14 protein-coding genes and 2 pseudogenes are annotated in these 16,585 nt (G+C 59.9%); 8 read left to right on the top strand and 8 right to left on the bottom strand.

Annotation, left to right across the window (positions count from 1 at the left end; all coding sequences use genetic code 11):
- Window positions 1-31: 31 nt before the first annotated feature.
- From AC1DM5_RS31435 to AC1DM5_RS31425, 3 genes are all read right to left on the bottom strand, one after another.
- Window positions 32-3,514: a type 2 periplasmic-binding domain-containing protein gene (locus AC1DM5_RS31435; protein WP_477823519.1), complete on the bottom strand. Its 3,483-nt coding sequence runs from the start codon at window positions 3,512-3,514 to the stop codon at window positions 32-34.
- Window positions 3,515-4,257: 743 nt separating this feature from the next.
- Window positions 4,258-4,656, bottom strand: coding sequence for a KTSC domain-containing protein (locus AC1DM5_RS31430; protein ID WP_477823518.1), 399 nt, complete (start codon window positions 4,654-4,656; stop codon window positions 4,258-4,260).
- Entirely contained in the window at window positions 4,653-4,910 is a 258-nt protein-coding gene (locus tag AC1DM5_RS31425; protein WP_113324987.1) for a KTSC domain-containing protein, read from the bottom strand. The genes AC1DM5_RS31430 and AC1DM5_RS31425 overlap by 4 nt, the downstream gene beginning before the upstream one ends.
- A gap of 316 nt (window positions 4,911-5,226) precedes the next feature.
- On the opposite strand from AC1DM5_RS31425, the gene AC1DM5_RS31420 reads away from it, so the two are divergent.
- Both AC1DM5_RS31420 and AC1DM5_RS31415 read left to right on the top strand, forming a co-directional pair.
- Window positions 5,227-5,796 (top strand): terminase small subunit, encoded by a 570-nt coding sequence (locus AC1DM5_RS31420; protein ID WP_477823517.1) that lies wholly within the window; start codon window positions 5,227-5,229, stop codon window positions 5,794-5,796.
- Window positions 5,780-7,297, top strand: coding sequence for a terminase (locus AC1DM5_RS31415; protein ID WP_477823516.1), 1,518 nt, complete (start codon window positions 5,780-5,782; stop codon window positions 7,295-7,297). The genes AC1DM5_RS31420 and AC1DM5_RS31415 overlap by 17 nt, the downstream gene beginning before the upstream one ends.
- Before the next feature lie 47 nt (window positions 7,298-7,344).
- Here AC1DM5_RS31415 and AC1DM5_RS31410 read toward each other — a convergent pair whose 3' ends face one another.
- Window positions 7,345-7,758 (bottom strand): winged helix-turn-helix transcriptional regulator, encoded by a 414-nt coding sequence (locus AC1DM5_RS31410; RefSeq protein ID WP_477976547.1) that lies wholly within the window; start codon window positions 7,756-7,758, stop codon window positions 7,345-7,347.
- A gap of 89 nt (window positions 7,759-7,847) precedes the next feature.
- Between AC1DM5_RS31410 and AC1DM5_RS31405 the strand changes: the two genes are divergently transcribed.
- Window positions 7,848-8,723, top strand: coding sequence for an NmrA/HSCARG family protein (locus AC1DM5_RS31405; RefSeq protein WP_477823515.1), 876 nt, complete (start codon window positions 7,848-7,850; stop codon window positions 8,721-8,723).
- Window positions 8,724-9,257: 534 nt separating this feature from the next.
- A complete protein-coding gene (locus tag AC1DM5_RS31400; RefSeq protein WP_477823514.1) occupies window positions 9,258-9,554 on the top strand; it encodes a hypothetical protein in 297 nt (98 codons plus the stop codon).
- A gap of 236 nt (window positions 9,555-9,790) precedes the next feature.
- On the opposite strand, the gene AC1DM5_RS31395 is transcribed toward AC1DM5_RS31400, so the two are convergent.
- Complete coding sequence (locus AC1DM5_RS31395; RefSeq protein ID WP_442205894.1) at window positions 9,791-10,060, bottom strand: 4-oxalocrotonate tautomerase; 270 nt, start codon at window positions 10,058-10,060, stop codon at window positions 9,791-9,793.
- Window positions 10,061-10,102: 42 nt separating this feature from the next.
- On the opposite strand from AC1DM5_RS31395, the gene AC1DM5_RS31390 reads away from it, so the two are divergent.
- Window positions 10,103-10,987, top strand: coding sequence for a LysR family transcriptional regulator (locus AC1DM5_RS31390; RefSeq protein ID WP_477823513.1), 885 nt, complete (start codon window positions 10,103-10,105; stop codon window positions 10,985-10,987).
- Window positions 10,988-11,072: 85 nt separating this feature from the next.
- On the opposite strand, the pseudogene AC1DM5_RS31385 reads toward AC1DM5_RS31390, so the two are convergent.
- A pseudogene (locus AC1DM5_RS31385) lies at window positions 11,073-11,168 on the bottom strand (DNA-binding response regulator); the annotation flags it as partial.
- Between the two features lie 64 nt (window positions 11,169-11,232).
- On the opposite strand from AC1DM5_RS31385, the pseudogene AC1DM5_RS31380 reads away from it, so the two are divergent.
- Window positions 11,233-11,966: pseudogene (locus AC1DM5_RS31380) on the top strand (3-deoxy-manno-octulosonate cytidylyltransferase).
- Window positions 11,967-12,131: 165 nt separating this feature from the next.
- Here AC1DM5_RS31380 and AC1DM5_RS31375 read toward each other — a convergent pair.
- Window positions 12,132-12,839 (bottom strand): response regulator transcription factor, encoded by a 708-nt coding sequence (locus tag AC1DM5_RS31375; RefSeq protein WP_477823537.1) that lies wholly within the window; start codon window positions 12,837-12,839, stop codon window positions 12,132-12,134.
- A gap of 683 nt (window positions 12,840-13,522) precedes the next feature.
- On the opposite strand from AC1DM5_RS31375, the gene AC1DM5_RS31370 reads away from it, so the two are divergent.
- Window positions 13,523-14,161: a glutathione S-transferase family protein gene (locus AC1DM5_RS31370; RefSeq protein WP_477823536.1), complete on the top strand. Its 639-nt coding sequence runs from the start codon at window positions 13,523-13,525 to the stop codon at window positions 14,159-14,161.
- Window positions 14,162-14,233: 72 nt separating this feature from the next.
- Here the strand turns inward: AC1DM5_RS31370 and AC1DM5_RS31365 are convergent, their stop codons facing one another.
- On the bottom strand, window positions 14,234-15,319 hold the full coding sequence (locus tag AC1DM5_RS31365; RefSeq protein ID WP_477823512.1) for a hypothetical protein: 1,086 nt from the start codon (window positions 15,317-15,319) through the stop codon (window positions 14,234-14,236).
- Window positions 15,320-15,936: 617 nt separating this feature from the next.
- Between AC1DM5_RS31365 and AC1DM5_RS31360 the strand changes: the two genes are divergently transcribed.
- Window positions 15,937-16,515 carry a PE-PGRS family protein gene (locus AC1DM5_RS31360; protein WP_477823511.1) on the top strand — a complete coding sequence of 193 codons (579 nt, stop codon included), beginning with the start codon at window positions 15,937-15,939 and terminating at the stop codon, window positions 16,513-16,515.
- Window positions 16,516-16,585 lie beyond the last annotated feature (70 nt).

The following is a 16,585-nucleotide window of genomic DNA, read 5'->3' as shown; positions in this document are numbered from 1 at the left end:
TTGAACCGCATCAACGCCATGGCAAGGCCAGTTACTCCACGATCCCCGAGGCGCGCAGCACTGAAGACAGCATCGACCGAGCCCGGTCGCCCGCAGTCGCCAGCCAGGCTCCCGCCGCGGCAGGACCGGGCTTCTGTTTGGCCGCCTCGCCTGCGCAGGACCTGATGTCGCCGGCCAGGCGGGACACCGCTGAAGGTGGGCCTGTTCCGTCGCTCTGCGCCTTTTTGGGCGCGCCGCAGGGGACGAGATAGCCCTGCTCCGGATCGACCGCGTTCAGAAGGAAAAGGTAGGCGAGCGCGGGAGACATGCTACGGTCGGGGAAATAGGAGGCAAAGAGCGCCGTTGCCGTCGAGCGGTGGGAAAAGATCTGGTAGACGCGCGTCTGCACGAATTGCACCAGCGCCGGATCGCTTATGTTGACCAGCAGGGCATAGGGCTCATAGGTCAGATATTCGGCGCCGGTCGGCTGCTCCACGACGCATGGCGCATTCCTGGCGTTCCAGCTGCCGAGCTTGCCGAGGATAAGCTCCCGATCGCCCATGAAGATCGGCCGCACTCCGGGGTTCGGCGTGCAGAACCACTGGATGAGCTGCCCATAATCCTCCATGGGGCAGAAATGATATTCACGCCAGGACTTCTTGTCCTTGTCCTCCTCCCTGACCGCCTTCTTTTCAGCAGGCTTGGATGACGGACACAGGGGATCGGTAACGGCGGTTTCCAGCTTGGTCGGATCGGCCTTCAGCGCCTGTGCCGCATCACACATGGCGGTCGGCAGGTCTGCCTGCTCGCCCTCCTTCTTCGGCACGGGGGGACAGACCTTCTCCATCGTATCCAATAAATTCCGCGCCATCTCCTGGGACGGCAGGGGGAGAAACGTTGCGGCCTCTGCCGTCGACTGGATGCGGAGGCTCGCGAGAAGCCTGGCGCTCTGCAGCGCTTTCTCAAGCGACGCCTCGGCGGAAGCACGCAGCGCGGGATTGTCGGGAAGCATCTCGATCTTGCGCTTCACCGCAGCTGCCGCATCGAGAAAACGGCATCGCTCATAGATCGCCTTTCGCTGGGTCGGCGCAAGCGCCTTGAAAAGGTCGACCTGGCAGCTCTTCAGGGCGACATCGGCGGCGGTCGTCGCCGAGACATAACCGATCGCGACATCGCCGCTGCGCGTCGTCGCATCCCGCGAGGAACGGTCGAGATAGGAGACGCCGGACGCAAAGACGATGGGCGAGTAGATACTGTTCCAGTTGCGCTCGGACCGACCACCCGCACTATCGCTCGCATCGCCATTGGCGCTGAGCGACGACCCCGCAAAGCGCATCGTCACCGTATCGCAGAGAACCTCGACGGGTTTCTTGTCCCCGACCGCCTCCCCGTTCACAAGCTTGAAGCGCTCGGCGGCCGTGACCGACACTTCCTCGATCGTGTATTCCCCGCCCGAAAATATCTCGTGGCATAGATCGGCCAGGTAGCCGATATGGTGGGGCTTTCCGTGCCCGTCATCGACGAGATACGAAAACGGCTCGACATCGTCGCGGAAGCCGACGCGGACCTCCCTGGCGAAGACAGGTGTGCTGAGCGCAAAACTGGCGGCCATAAGGACGGCGCAGGCGAGCTCCACCCTCCTCCGGTCGATCTGCCGGCGCGTCCGGCTGAAGCCGGGCTGGCCGAGGTTCCAGCTTGCCAGGAAGGCCAGAACCGTCAGGATCAGACGACTGAGCGTGTCCGACCGCCGGCTGCATTCGGCGGTCGCAATCGTCGTCATCTTGAAACACGCGTCCGGCCAGCGCGGATCCCAGAACCAGCTATGGGCGATGGACAGCACCAGCACCGAGGCAGCGCAGAGCAAGGCATGACCAAGCACGGGCCTGTCATGAGCCCGCGCATCGGCTGCCGCCAGGCATATCGGCACCATGGGAAGAACGGTAACGGCAAGTGTGGGATAATAGAGAATGAAGGGGCTCGATCCGCCGACCAGCAGGGCATTGAAATAATTCGCGTTCTGCGCCACGGCGAAGGCGCGCAGCATCGCAACGCCGGTCAGTCCGATTGCCGATGCGGCAAGCGCAAGCGCAAGGCAGCCCATCATCTGCGACAGGCGCGAGGAGCTTCTATATTCCCGATCCTGCTGGGCGCCCACCCAATCCTTCGTGTCCCACCGGTATTGACGCAGTGAAAATGCCGCCAGAAGCGGCAGCCAGGTCAGCGACGCGATCTTTAGTGTTTCAAGAAGTGCGGTCAGCAGCACGCCGGCGAGATTCGTCGTTTCCACATATTGGCCGACAAGCTCCTGCACGCCCTGCCAGGCACTGGCGGCAAACAGGATGAAAACCGGAATGAGCGAGAGCAGAAGCCCCGCTTCCGGACCGCTGCCGACGGCATCCGGCCGGTCCGTTTCCAGCAGCAGATCGGCAAGCGCATCGATCGCGTGAGCCTGGCCGGGCTCGGGCGCCTTGTCAGGCCCGCGAAAATCCGGATCGCGCTCGAGGAAGATCGCAAGCAGCGTCACCAGTTCGAAACGAACGTCGGTCGCCTGCTTCATGGTCTGCGACAGGTAATCGTCAAACCGGGTTTCAATGGCATGACGATCAGGATTGGCGGGATCGGCGGCCGTGGGATCCGCGACTTCCTGCAACCTGCTCTGAAAGCCGTTCAGCAACGTATCTGCCCGATCAACGAACTTGTTTTCCGCCTCCCGCACGCGGGCTGAAACTTCCGCGCCCGGCCAGCTGCCGCGGGTAGTCTTCGCCCAGGCGATCAACAGTTCCAGTTCTGACAGGAGGCCAAACAGCTCCCTCTTTCGGGAGGTCCGGTTTTCCAAGAGCCGCTTGACGCGCGGATTTGCTTCAATCTGGGCCTTCCAGTTCCTGCGGTGGCGCTGCAGCATCTCGGCAAGCGCGCCCTTGCACTTGTTGCGCCAATGTTCCTCGACCTCGCCGACGGGGTGGGCCGGCGGTTCCTCCAGCGTGGTGATGAGGCTGCGTGTGGTCTGTTCGATCCGCACCGGGATGCCGGCCGCCCGGTAGGCGCGGTTGCGCAGCCACTCCTCGGCAATGCGCACCGGCGGCAGCAGATCCGCCAGCCCCGCGAAGGCAAAGGCAAGGGTCAGCGGCCATTGCGGGCTGTCGAATTTCAGTTCGGCAATATCGACGGAGATGCCGGCAACGGGGATCATCTGCGTTGCCTGGAAGATCAGCTTGCCGAAAAAGGTGAGCGACACATAGAGGATGAGCATCGCGCCGGCATAGATGAAATAGGCCCTGTGCAGCGAATTCTGACCGCCGAGGTCAGTGGGATCGAAATCGCGCAGCGCTTCCGATGTGGCGTTGATGTTCCTCCCCTTGGCCTTGAACCGCGGCCAAGAGAAGAAGACCACGAAAAGGCAGCCGAAGGCGAAGGCGTACAGGAAAGACGGATCGAACCTGACGCCCATCATGGGAAGCTGCGGCATGTCGCTGAGGCTCAGGCCCTGGTACTTCCACAGCGACCAGGGGATATCCGCCGGCCAAGGATTATCCATCCGCCCCTCCAGAAATCGTGGCGTTCGCAGGTTCTCAAGCGGAACCAGTCAGTGCCGGTGGATCCGGATTTCCTTGTTAGCAGCGGCTCACGTCGGGGTCGCACGGGCCCGCCACCGCGGCAGGCGGAACGACTACCATGGTCGATACGCTTAGGCCTATGGCGATGAGCAGAACGAAGATACGCATGTTACCCTCCCTAACTCCCTTTATAGTAGCATATTTGAAATAACGGGGAAAGAGCGCCTGCCGCGAGCGACAGTCGAGCGCAAAGAAAGACGCTGTGAAATAGAGATTTACAGCTTTGTTAGGCTGCCTTTTCACTTTGGCAGAATGCTATCTATCATTGAATTAGCATATTCGTAACTATAGGCGGCCCGCATTTCAGACCTGGCCGGAGGGCGGGTTCGGCGTCGCCCAGAACCCCAAAAAGCGCCGCCACCAGTTCGCATTTTTCTTCCTCTCGCCCCTAACCACCTGAAAATGAATAAGAATTTGGAATAGTGCGGCAAAAACGGCCAAAATTCAGGCTAAGTCATTGATCCTGAATAAGTGATCCACTTACCCCTAAAAATACGCGTAAAGAGATTCAAATCAGGAGAGAGCGCCAAATGACGGAGAAAAATATAAAAGTTTTTTCGCTTTCCTGGATCACTTATTCAGGATCAATGACTTAGCCCCGTTTGCAGCCGTGCCTGCAGCATCGGCCCCCTCATCGGGGCGCGGCTTCGACGGTCTGCCTGTCTCAGTGATGATGGCTGCGGGAGAAAAGCCGGGGGAAGGAAAAGTGGCGATGGGGTTCGTCGTCGTCGCGGGGGAAGGCGTCGCGGATGTGCTGCGTGTAATACCAGCCGGGCGATGGCGCGGTGATCAGATTCAGGACAACGGCGGGAGGCACGTTGAAATATCGGCGGCGGCGGTTCAGGCGGTGCTCGACCTCGAGGATCTGTGTCGCGGGATCATAGGTGATCTCCTTGATCAGCCGCGATGCGAGTTCCAGCGTCGCCACCCTCGGGCGGGTGCCGGGATCCCCGGAGATATCTTGAGACTGCGCCCCGCGCTGGCCGGGCGCGGCAGCAGCACCTGCCGCGTAGTCATGCCGCCCCCCGTGCTCGCCCCCTTGCCCGTGATGATTTGGGCTCATCTGCGCCCTGCACCTTCGGCTTCCAACGGGCGGTTCGACGGCTCGATCTGGGATTCGTAGAAATCCAGCTTGTCCTCGGCAATGCGCAGGCCGACAATGTGCCCTTCGATGACATCGACATGGGTGTGCAGGCTGCCGTCGGAAAATTCGACGACGAGCCTCGAAGGCTCTTCGCTATAGCCAATTCTGCTGATTTCCCTGTCTCGGCGCGCCTTTTCAGATGCACCGATAGCATTCTTAAGTTTCTCAAGCATCAGCAAGCTCCTCTATTCTAATAAATCGCTGGTCAATTCAATGCTTCACGCAACGAATATCTTGTCGTTCAAAAGATCAGGTGGTTAGGGTTTGGATTTACGCGTGACAAACGTATTCCGTGGGGAGTTTCTTACTTTGAGATAGGCAGATCGATCCATTTTCCTCCGGAATGGCGTGGCACGAAAAGCGGCTGAGGCACGAAACGCATAGGCTCCCGAAAGGTTCCCGCCCGCCGTTCACAATTCTCCGTTGCCTTTCCGTTCATTGCACCAACCATTATCAGGTTATCTCCTCGGCAAACCGAGGTGTGATGGCATGAGCGAACTGACAGCGCGGCAGCAGCGCTTTGTGGAGGAATATCTCGCCGATCCCATCGGCGCGCAGGCGGCGATAAGGGCGGGTTATTCGGCGCGCGGAGCGAAGGAGAGTGCCTGCAGGCTCTTAAAGAACCCTGATATCGCCGCAGCCATAGCAAGGGCGAAGGCGGAGCCCTCCGAGCGCACGAGGATCGATGCGGACTGGCTGCTGACGCGGCTCGCAGCGGAAGCGGAAGCCGATCTCGGCGATCTCTATGACGAGAATGGCGATCTCCTGCCGATCAAGGAATGGCCTGCCATCTGGCGGCAGGGGCTGGTGACGGATGTCGAAATCTCCGCGCTCTACGAGGGCACGGGCAAGGAGCGCCGCGAAATCGGCCATGTGAAAAAGGTGAAATTCGCCGAGCGGCTGCGCCGGCTGGAGCTGATCGGCAAGCATATCCGCATCAATGCCTTCAAGGAGATCGTCGAGCACAAGGGCTTGAGCGCGCTCGCCGAGCGGCTGGAGCGGGCGCAAAGGCGCAGCGAAGGGCGACATGAAGGGGGCAATGATGGCGAGGCGCAATAGGCCCATGATGCCGCGAAAGCCCCTGCCCTCATCCAACGAGAGCCGCGATCCCAATGACGAGATCATCGAGCTCGCCGCCGCCTGCCGCTTCAGCCCGAAGCGCTGGAGCCGGCTTGCCTGGGACTGGGGCATGGGCGAACTCTCAGGCTACGATGGCCCGCGCCCCTGGCAGGATGAGATCAACGAGGTGATCGGCGCCCATCTCGCCGACCCCGAAACCCGCTACCAGCCGCTGCAGATATCCGTCGCCTCCGGCCACGGCATCGGCAAATCGGCGGAAATGGGCATGCTCTCCAACTGGGCCATGTCCTGTTTTGCCGATTGCAAGATCGTGACAACAGCCAATACCGAGGGCCAGCTGCGCACCAAGACGGCGCCCGAGATCGGCAAATGGTTCCGGCTTTCGATCACCGCGCATTGGTTCGATGTGCAGGCCATGTCCATCAAGTCGCGCGACCCTGATCGCAGCGAAAGCTGGCGGCAGGATTTCATCTCCTGGAGCGAGCACAATACGGAAGCCTTCGCCGGCCTGCACAACAAGGGCAAGATCATCCTTTTGCTCTTCGACGAGGCTTCGAAGATCCATGACAAGGTCTGGGAAGTGGCCGAAGGCGCGCTGACGGATGAGGACACCGTCATCATCTGGATCGTCTTCGGCAACCCGACCAGAAACAGCGGCCGCTTCCGCGAATGCTTCCGCCGTTTCCGCCACCGCTGGACCGGACGGCAGATCGACAGCCGCTCGGTGCCGGGCACCAACAAACAGTTCCTTCAACGTCTCGTGGACGATCACGGCGAGGATAGCGATATCGTCAAGGTGCGCGTGCGCGGCCAGTTTCCGAGCCAGTCCGCCATGCAGTTCATCTCCGCCAACGATGCCGACCGGGCGCGCAGCGTCCATCTTCGCTCCGAGCAATATGCCTTCGCGCCCGTCATATTGGGCGTCGATCCGGCCTGGACGGGCGATGATCCGACGGTGATCATGCTGCGCCAGGGGCTTTATTCGAAGCGGCTCGCCACCATTGCCCGCAACGACAATGATATCGAGGTCGCCAATCTCATCGCCAGGCTGGAGGATGAGTATGAGGCCGATGCGGTCTTAGTGGATGCCGGCTACGGCACCGGCATCGCCAGCGCCGGCACGGTGATGGGCCGCTCCTGGCAGCTCGTCTGGTTCGGTTCCACCAAGGTGTTGGACCCCGGCTATTACAATATGCGCGCCTATATCTGGGGCCAGATGAAACGCTGGCTGAAGGCCGGCGGCGCGATCGATCCCGCCAATGAGGTTCTCTATCAGGATCTGGTAGGCCCGGAGACCGTGGCGCGGCTGGATGGCAAGATCCAGCTCGAAAGCAAGGAAGACATGAAGGACCGCGGCCTGCCCTCGCCCAACGAGGGCGATGCGCTGGCGCTGACATTCGCGCAACCGGTGGTCAAGAAGATTCGTCACCGGGCGGAGACAGGGGTGAAGGCTGCGGTGGATTATGATGTCTATGGATAGGTGGCGTGGCGGAGTGGTTGCGCATTTTGCGCGACATACTCAAGAGACTACTTCAGGGCTTCGTCATAGGAGCGACGATGCTCTTCGATGACGGGCAGATTGTCCCGGACCCACAGGTTGATGCTCTCAAGAGCGTGCAGAACGCCGGCGCCCATATCGGTCAGTTTATATTCGACGCGCGGCGGCACTTCGGGAAAATAATGACGCATCACCATGCCATCGCGCTCCAGGTTGCGCAGTGTCAGCGTCAGCATTCTCTGGGTGATACCGTCGATCTCTTTCCTGAGCGCTGAAAAGCGCAGCCGTTGCTCATCTGCCAGAGACAGCCGCCATAGAACATGCACAGTCCACTTATCGCCCAGCCGTGTGCAAATCCCGTTTGACGGGATCGGCCTGAATTGTGGTTTGTCCTCTGGTCCCTGAAGGGAACCGGGCCCGATACCATTGTCCAAGCGTATCATCCTTGTGCCTGACGCTGAAAAATGTGCCGTCTTCCGGCGATTTTCTACTCGTATATATGGACGGTCACTGTTCAACGCGAGGGTTCTCAATGACCAATGACAAGCATCCAATTCTCGTTTTCGGCGCCACCGGTCGTCAGGGCGGATCGGTCGCCAAAGCCTTGCTGAAAGCGAAGCGACCTGTACGCGCACTTGTATTGAATACCGGGGCCCCAGCCTCGATCGCCCTGCAGGACGCCGGCGTCGAAATCGTGCCCGGATCGTTCGAGGACGAGGATGCCATCCGAGCGGCGATGCAAGACGCATATGGCGTTTTCAGCGTGCTGCCGGCCAACCTGTCGGCAGAGGAGGAAGAACGCCTGGGGACTTCGATCGCCGACCTGGCCGTCGAAAGCGGCGTCACGCATCTCGTTTATTCCTCGGGCGCCAGCGTCGGCGACAAGCCGACGGGTGTGGCGCGTTTTGACGCCAAGCCTCGCATAGAGGCGCATATCCGCAAATCGCCTGTCACGGCCACGATCGTCAGGCCGATGATCTTCATGGAAATGCTGGTGCGGCCCGGATTCGGCCTGAACAAGGGGCAGTTGTTCTCGCTCATCAGGCCAGAGCATTCGATCCAGCTGACCGCTGTGGACGACATCGGGAAATTCGTTGCGGCCATGTTCGCCGATAAGGCCCGGTTCGGCGGCGTCACCTTGAAAATCGCAAGCGACAGGCTTACCGGCTACGAACTCGAAGCCGCCCTGAGCGAAATCGCCGGCCGCACGATCGCCTATGCGCGCTTTCCCGACGATGTTCTCGCAGCCAATGCCGACCTCGCGCACATGGCTAGCAGCCTGGAAGATGGTCCACTGGCAGAACGTGTGGATCTGGATCTCATGCGCGAGATCAATCCGGAAATCCTCACTTTCCGCGCCTGGCTTGCCGGGATCGGCCGCAAGGCGCTCGACGAAGCCTTGGGGTAGAATGCGGCAGACGACGACTTCTGATGTCTGCAACGGGCCGACGGCGGCGTTGGTGGCATTTACTCGCCGGCCGCATCAATTCACGCTTCGCGTCCTGCACCGATGGTAAAACACGCACATCACCGGGTGCGGACAGGGGTGAAGGCGGCGGTGGATTACGATCCGTATGGGTAGTGTGGCGATACCGGGGCGGGATTAACCAGTGGTCGCGGCAGGCTAATCACAATGCACGGTTCCAATTTTATCCACAGGTTTATTTTCGGCTTCCGGGCGAAAAAATCCCGCAGAAGCTGGGATTTTCAGGCTCGAACCGCCGAGTTAATCCAACTGGTCGAATTGCTGCGCGTCATGCGCAGGCGTCTAATCGCATTGTCACGGTGAAGGGCGCAGATGAGACAAGCACCGGGGCTGGGGCTCGTCTTGGTGCTGGGTGGCGAGCCCCGATGTCTTCACCAGCCATCTGACGAAACTGCGTCAGAACAGACTGCCTCGGGGGACGCTTAAGGATGAACTCCATCTTCAGAAGGTCCGCCAATGCCGCCCTTGCTCGATGCCGACGACCCGAACAGCCTCGATATTGTATGCGATGTCATCCTGGTTGACTGGTACAACGCAGGCGTAGACACCTTCGATATCAGAGACTTTCGGGAAGAAATGGAGCTGCATTACAAGGAGATGGGCAGACCCGTCCCTGCAGAGATTGCCGATCCCCAAAAGCTCGTCCCAACGCTGCGGCTGCTGCAGGCGCGCATGCACATCGTCAAGCCGACGCGCATTACCGGTATCGAGTGGCAATTCCAGCGAAATGGTAACAATGGTAACGGGGATTGAAGGCGCCAGGGCCATGCGCGGGCGGGTGCCCAAAGGACGGTCTGCCTCTTTGACGATCGCATCAGGCTGTCCGAGAATCGCCCGAAAATCGATTGCGATTTCCGGGCCGATGCTTGAGGCGCCGCGGGCCGTCTCTAAAGCGCGTCGCGATCTCCAAGATTCGCTTGTCGCGCTTTAGATTCTTGTTTTCGCATGTCGTTATCGCAAAACCGCTGCACACTTTTGCGCGACACGCTTTAGGCCTCGGACTTCAGCTTGCCGCCGACCGCCCAGGAATCCTTGCCGATCTCCGTTATCAGGATTTCCAGCGATTCAGGCGGGCACGCCAGGGTTTCGACGGCGGCCCTGGTGGCTTCGCGCACGAAGGCGCGTTTCTGATCGTCGGTGCGGCCGGGATGCATCTGCAGGTGAAGAATGGGCATGTTTTTTCCTTGGTCACGTTGGCAATGTCCCGTCGCCTTGGCTCGGGCATGACGACTATGTTGTAAATGCCGGGGTTGATAAATAAGCTGCAGGTATCGTCATTCGAAACCTGCAGGTAGGCAATCATGGACAAGCTGGCCGGCATGGCAATGTTCGTCAGGGTTATCGACGCCGGCAGTTTTGCGGCGGCGGCAGAGACCGCGCGCGTGTCGCCTGCCATGGTTGCCAAGCATATCAAGACGATCGAGGCCCGGCTCGGGGCGAAGCTCATCCATCGCACCACGCGGCGCCATCAGCTGACGGAGATTGGCCAGCTCTACTACGAGCGCTGCAAGCGCGCGCTTGCCGAAGTGGCGCTGGCCGAGGCTTCGGCAAGCGAGCTCCAATCGGCGCCGCGCGGCCGGCTTCGGCTGGTTGCGCCGGTGAGCTTCGGAACACAGAACCTCGTGCCGGCGCTGATCGACTATCAGAACGCCTATCCCGACGTCAGCATCGAGCTATCGCTCGACAACAACGTCCATGACCTCGTTGGCGAGGGTTTCGAGCTCGGCATCCACATCGGCCCGCTGTCGGACAGCAGCCTGGTCGCCCGCCCGCTGACCCCCTATCGGCGGATTCTCGCAGCCTCGCCTGATTACCTCGCCCGCCATGGCCGGCCGGCCTCGCCGGAGGATCTCGCGAACCATCTCTGCCTCGGCCACTCCTATTGGCGCATGCAGGATCGCTGGCACCTGATCGGGCCGGGAGACGAAATGCGCGATGTGCTGATTTCCGGAAAATTCTCGACCAACCAGGGCGCGGCGCTGCGCATGGCAGCGCTCAGCGGCGCGGGAGTGGCGCTTCAGCCGGAACTGCTGCTGGCCGCCGACATCGCCGAAGGGCGGCTTGAGCAGGTGCTTCCGGAATGGTCCTACCGGCCTGTCCCGATGTACCTCGTCTACGCGCCGAACCGGCGGCCGACGGCGATGTTGCGGACGGTGATCGATTTCCTGGTGGAACGGTTCGGCTAATGCAGCTCGGTCCTGGCCGGCATCGAAGATATGCGTGGCCCTGCCCTTCTCACGTTGCGACAGCGCCCTTCCCTGGCGACACCGCCTAACTCGGCGCGGCGTCATGCCCGCCGGCGGCTCTTTGAACCAGGCGGGCGACCACTTCGGTACGGTTCTGCGCCTGCAGCTTGCCCGTGATGTATGGAAAAATCTGCCACAGTCTCCTATCATTCGGAAACCCAACACGAATTTTGGAGAAAATCTTAATGCGTCCGCTCGTCGTAGTACCGACGCGCCTTGGCTCGACAAGGCTCCCTGGCAAAGCTCTGACTGATATCAATGGGCAACCAATGATCGCTCATGTCTGGCGCAGGGCAATCGAAGCTGATGTGGGGCCGGTTGTCGTCGCCTGTGGAGACCAAGAGATCGTTGATGTCATCAGGGACTTGGGAGGCGATGCTGTCTTGACCGACGCGGCGCTTCCAACTGGGTCGGATCGGGCTTTCGCAGCAACGAGCTTGGTCGATGCGGAAGGGAAATATGACGTTATCGTTGTTCTCCAGGGTGATTTGCCGACCATTGATCCTGCGACTGTGCGGGCTACGTTGACGCCTTTGGCGCGAGAGGCACATTGCGAGATTGCGACACTTGCCACAGAGATTGAGAATCCTCTTGAGCTCCACGCCCCCAAGTTGTGAAGATAGCTCTGGCCATCCACCCGGGTGAGACGATTGGGCGTGCCCTGTACTTTAGCCGTGCAGCAATTCCCGCCGGAGCCGGCAAACACTACCACCATGTTGGCATGTATACCTATCGGCGGGAGGCGCTTGCGCGGTATGTTCACCTTCCACGTGGCATTCTTGAACAGCGGGAGAGCCTGGAACAGCTCCGCGCCATAGAAGCGGGCATGCGGATCGACGCAACGGTTATTCAGACCGAACCGTTGGGCGTCGATACCTTGGCTGATCTGGAGCGGGCAAGGACCCTTCTGGCTCGATAGCCGCGACACGCTCGAGCTTTTGCGGTCAGCCACCGCAGACTTGGAGGCGTCCGCGTGTTTGGCCCCTCACACCGACCGTCTCCCTGATGGGTATAGAGGACGTGGCATACGCCGGCTTTGAGAGTGCGAATACGTTGCGACAGCGCCCTTCCCTGGCGACCTCGCCTAACTCGGCGCGGCGTCATGCCCGCCGGCGGCTCTTTGAACCAGGCGGGCAACCACTTCAGTACGGTTCTGCGCCTGCAGCTTGCGCATGATGTGCTGCAGATGCATCTTCACCGTATGCCCCGACAGATTGAGTTTTCCCGCAATCACCTTGTTTGAGCAGCCGCTTTGCAGCTCTGCCAGCACATCCGCTTCCCGCGGAGTGAATTCGGCAATCGCCAGGTACTGCATCCTGTCGTCCAGCCTTCTTTCGGCCTCGGTTCTGACCGGGATATGCTCGTTCGAGCCGTTTGTAACAGCTCCCATGAGCTGCGGGAAAAATGTTCCCCCTGCCAGAACAAGACGAAGACCGGCAAGGGCAATGTCAATGGGCAGTGAAGTCGTGAAAAAGCCGCGGATGCCCATCGTGAGCGCCTGACGGGCTATGAAGGCGTCATCCGTACCTGAGAGCAACGTGATAGGAGCCTCAGGAAAACGTGCAGCAATGGCCGCAAGGTCATCACGCAGGCTAATGCTCTCGATACTTCTGCCGGCCAAATCCAATGCAATCAAACGCACCTCAGCTCCAAGAGCTCGGTCGAGACTCTCGGTCGAGATCAAATCGATAAAGTTCCAACCGGCGAGTTCATGCTCAAGAAGCTTCACCACGGTGGTGCGCGCCAGTGTAGAATGCTCGATTATGATCACAGTTGGTGCAGTGCGCCCCATTCGGCGCTTAGTCTTGGCACTGTCGGACACTTGCGTGCTCCCCAGAAGATTTGCAACCCAACAGCTATTCACAATATTCCTGTTCTCGCTTCATGTCATGATAAAAAATGAGTGTATTACGGCCATCAATAGTCTGATCTCTCATGATAATTCTTATAGTCTATAAGAATCCGGTGAGAGACAACTGGACCCGTAGAGCAGTTTTGAAAGCTTATCTATGAGGCGCTGTTGAAGCGACTTGTCGCTGCAGACTTACCAGTCTTCGCCGAATTCACGTATGGCAAGCGCGTCAACAAAGCTTTCAAAGGCACTGAAAAGGCAGGCGATCTGCTACAGATCCATTCAGGAAAGAGCCGTTGGATATAGTGAGCTGCCGATCGGCCCGGCTTTGTGTCCATATCTCGGTTCAAATCACTCGCCGACCTCTCCAGCGAAACGACCAGCGCGAAAAGCAACAAAAGAACAAGATTACTGATAACTCGTTATGATTACTGAATAACTCGGCCCTATCGACGCATTCATGCCAGCGGGCATCTCAATCCAGATTGATAGGTCCTGAACTTAGCCGAAATAGACATGAATGGATGTTTCGCTCGCCGGTTTTGGCGACGCGTTGTCGGACCGGTCCGGTTTCAATCGTCTCTCGGATAGCACGCCAAAAGGAGACGACGATGACCCGCAGGATTGCCCCCACCATTACCGTCTTTGAACGGTCGCCTGATCGCGGCCAGGGACTGGCGCGTGACATGCCCGTTCGCTGGGCGCTCGAAGAAGTGGAACAGCCTTACGAGGTTCGCCTTGTTTCGTTCAAAGCGATGAAGGAGCCGGCGCACCGCGCGCGTCAGCCCTTCGGGCAGATCCCGACCTATGAGGAAGGCGATCTCGCCCTCTTCGAGTCCGGGGCGATCGTGTTCCATATCGCAGAGCGCCATACAGGCCTGCTGCCACACGATGCGAATGCCCGCGCACGCGCGATCACCTGGATGTTCGCTGCGCTCAACACGGTGGAGCCGCCGATCATCAACCGCGGCCTCGACGAGCCCTGGTACGAGCAGCGCCGGCCTCTCGTCGAGGAAAGCATCCGTGATCGATTGGGCGACCTTTCCAGCCGGCTTGGCGATGCCGACTGGCTTGAAGGTGCCTTCACCGCCGGCGACCTGATGATGGTGTCGGTGCTGCGCAGGTTGAAACGATCGGGCATTCTGGAGGAATATCCGAACCTCTCGGCCTATGTCGCCCGCGGCGAAGCGCGGCCCGCCTTCGAGCGTGCTTTCGATGCTCAGTTGGCGGTTTTCACCGCCGCATCGGCCGGCTGCCCATGACTGGCTGATCGAGATCCGTCGGAGGCTCGCAGTCGTCTTGCGAGATTTTGTTCGGTTGATGGGTCGTGATCCCTAACTATGCATGAAGCCCAGAATGTCGTCGACGAGAGCCGAATGGGCGTCCGTGAGGTTGCCCTCTCCGCCGTGGCCCCCGATGCCGGCCATCTGGAGCGCATGCTGGTCATAGAGAACATGATCGATCTGTTGGGCCTCCGCCGTCCCGCCGGCGGGAACGGCAATGTTGATGGGATGGAAATAGGCGAAATTGACGTCGACCATGTTGCCGGTTGACGATCCGACCCCGCCACCGCCGCCCGCATGGTTGCCGGTGAAAATCGTGTCCGACGACAGGTTGAAGCCACCGCCATTGCCGCCGATGCCTGCGATCTGCACAGCGCCCTGATCGAAAATGACATTGTTTGTCTGATGCGCCTCAGCCGAGCCGCCTGCGGCGCCGATCGCGATGTTGATCGGTGAGAATATGGCAATACTCACGTCGACGATGCTGCCGACGAAATATCCATTGCCGCCATGGCCCGCATAAAAGTCGCCGTTCAATGTAAGCGACGTTCCCGGGCTCAACGCGTCATGGCCCGCAGCATTATGGTCTCCGCCCGAGCCGCCCATGCCGCCGATCTGGGTTGCGCCCTGCAGGAACAGCGCGTTGTTCGTTTGCAGGGCGTGAGCTTCCGCGCCAGGGCCCACCGCCACGGCCGTATTGACGGGGACAAACACCGCGGTTTCGGTGCTGACGAGCCCACCATAGAAGAGACCATTGCCGCCGCTGCCGGCATGACCGGCGCCCTCGCCGCTGCCGATGGCAACATTACCGCTTCCACCATTCCCGCCTATCCCGGCCATTTCGGTGGGATGCTGATTGATGAACGCATCATTGCCCTGGACGGCGTCGGCACTCGAATGCGGTCCTGCAATAGCGGCATTGGACGGCATGAAGACGGCCAATGCATTGCTGCTGATCACGCCGTCGCTTATTCCATCACCGCCGCTGCCGGCTGAGCTATAGCCTGGACCGGAAGCAACATCCAATGGAAGCCAGGTCGGCACCAATGCCAGATGCCCCGCGGCCACGTTGGGGGCGAGGTGTTGATCGGAGCCTGACTTGGGCAGGTCTTCCGACAAGGGACGAGTTTCCGTCATTACCGTCTCCATTCCGCGGACAACCGCACGGCAACCGAGCGTGCAGCGGTATGCAGGCTGAATTGTTCAGGCATTGTGCATCTGAACGGACGAAAAGCAGAGCCTGCAATTCGGCTACATCCCCTCGGCTAGATCTGTAGCCATTTGGCTGTCATGGCCGCAGCGCCCGTTATGCGCGTTTGCGAGCGCTAAATCCGCCTTCGGGTTGGAGGCCTCACATCTTGCCCCCCCGTTCTCGCGGCGTGTCATGAGAGTCTTTCAGCCCCACGCAGGGTCTTCTTTGCCAGGCGCAGCCTGATCAGAACCCCGCAACAGAGCCGGTTCGCCTGGGCGGCCGTGCTTCGAAAAACGGCGTCGCTTCGGTGAGGTCGCAGACATGATCGTAACAATGCTATCCGACGCCAAACTACCAAAGAACAGTCCAAAACAACGCTCCGTCACTTCCAAGTATACAGCCAAAAGAACGTCACCGAATATCTAGATGGCTCAAAGATTAAATCAGAGGCAATATTCGCCCGCGGTTGTATTGGCTGGCGGTGGCATCCTGAATACCCACACCGTAGGGGGAAACACCGTAGAATAAACCCGGAAGAAACGAAGTAGAAGGAGCGACATCAATGCCTATTCCTCAAATGTCTGACACGATCTATCTCCACAACCCGGATGCAGGCGACGCCAATGCCGGCAACGGCGGCGATGGCATCAATCATGGCAATATCGACTACAACCCGGTTGCTTATGTGGACCCCACGCAAAAGGTCTACGGGGCAGATACTGATGTGCACAACGGCGATCACGTCTGGCAGGGGGCAGATTGGGAGGCCGGCGGCGGTGGACCCGGTGGCTTCAGCCAGGCCCAGAACGGCTTCCTGGCATCGCTCACCAGCGGCGCAGGCGGCGCAGGGGGAGCGGCTACCTCCAACGGCAGTCAAGGAAATACGAGCGGCGGCGACACGGCGACTGTGAATGCGGCTACGACCGCAACACAATACACCCAGCTCGTGGCTGACCAGCATGCCACCATCCTGGCAGGCGTCGGCGGCAACGGCGGCAACGGGAACAATGCTCTCGGCGGCGATATCTCGTCGGCAGTGGTTCACACCAATCCCGAAACCGAAACGACGACGGTGAACAATGCTCTCGATCATTTCATAAACGCCTTCGGCCATATCGACGTCAGCCATCTCGGCTCATGAACTCAGACCCTGAGGGTCGCCGGTTTCGGCTGGCGACCCTCCTGTATTGCTGAACCAGCAAGCGTCCTCT

This window comes from Rhizobium sp. 01T437, from assembly GCF_056398505.1.
Note: the sequence above shows the minus strand (reverse complement) of the source record. Positions and strands in the feature narration are given on the sequence as shown.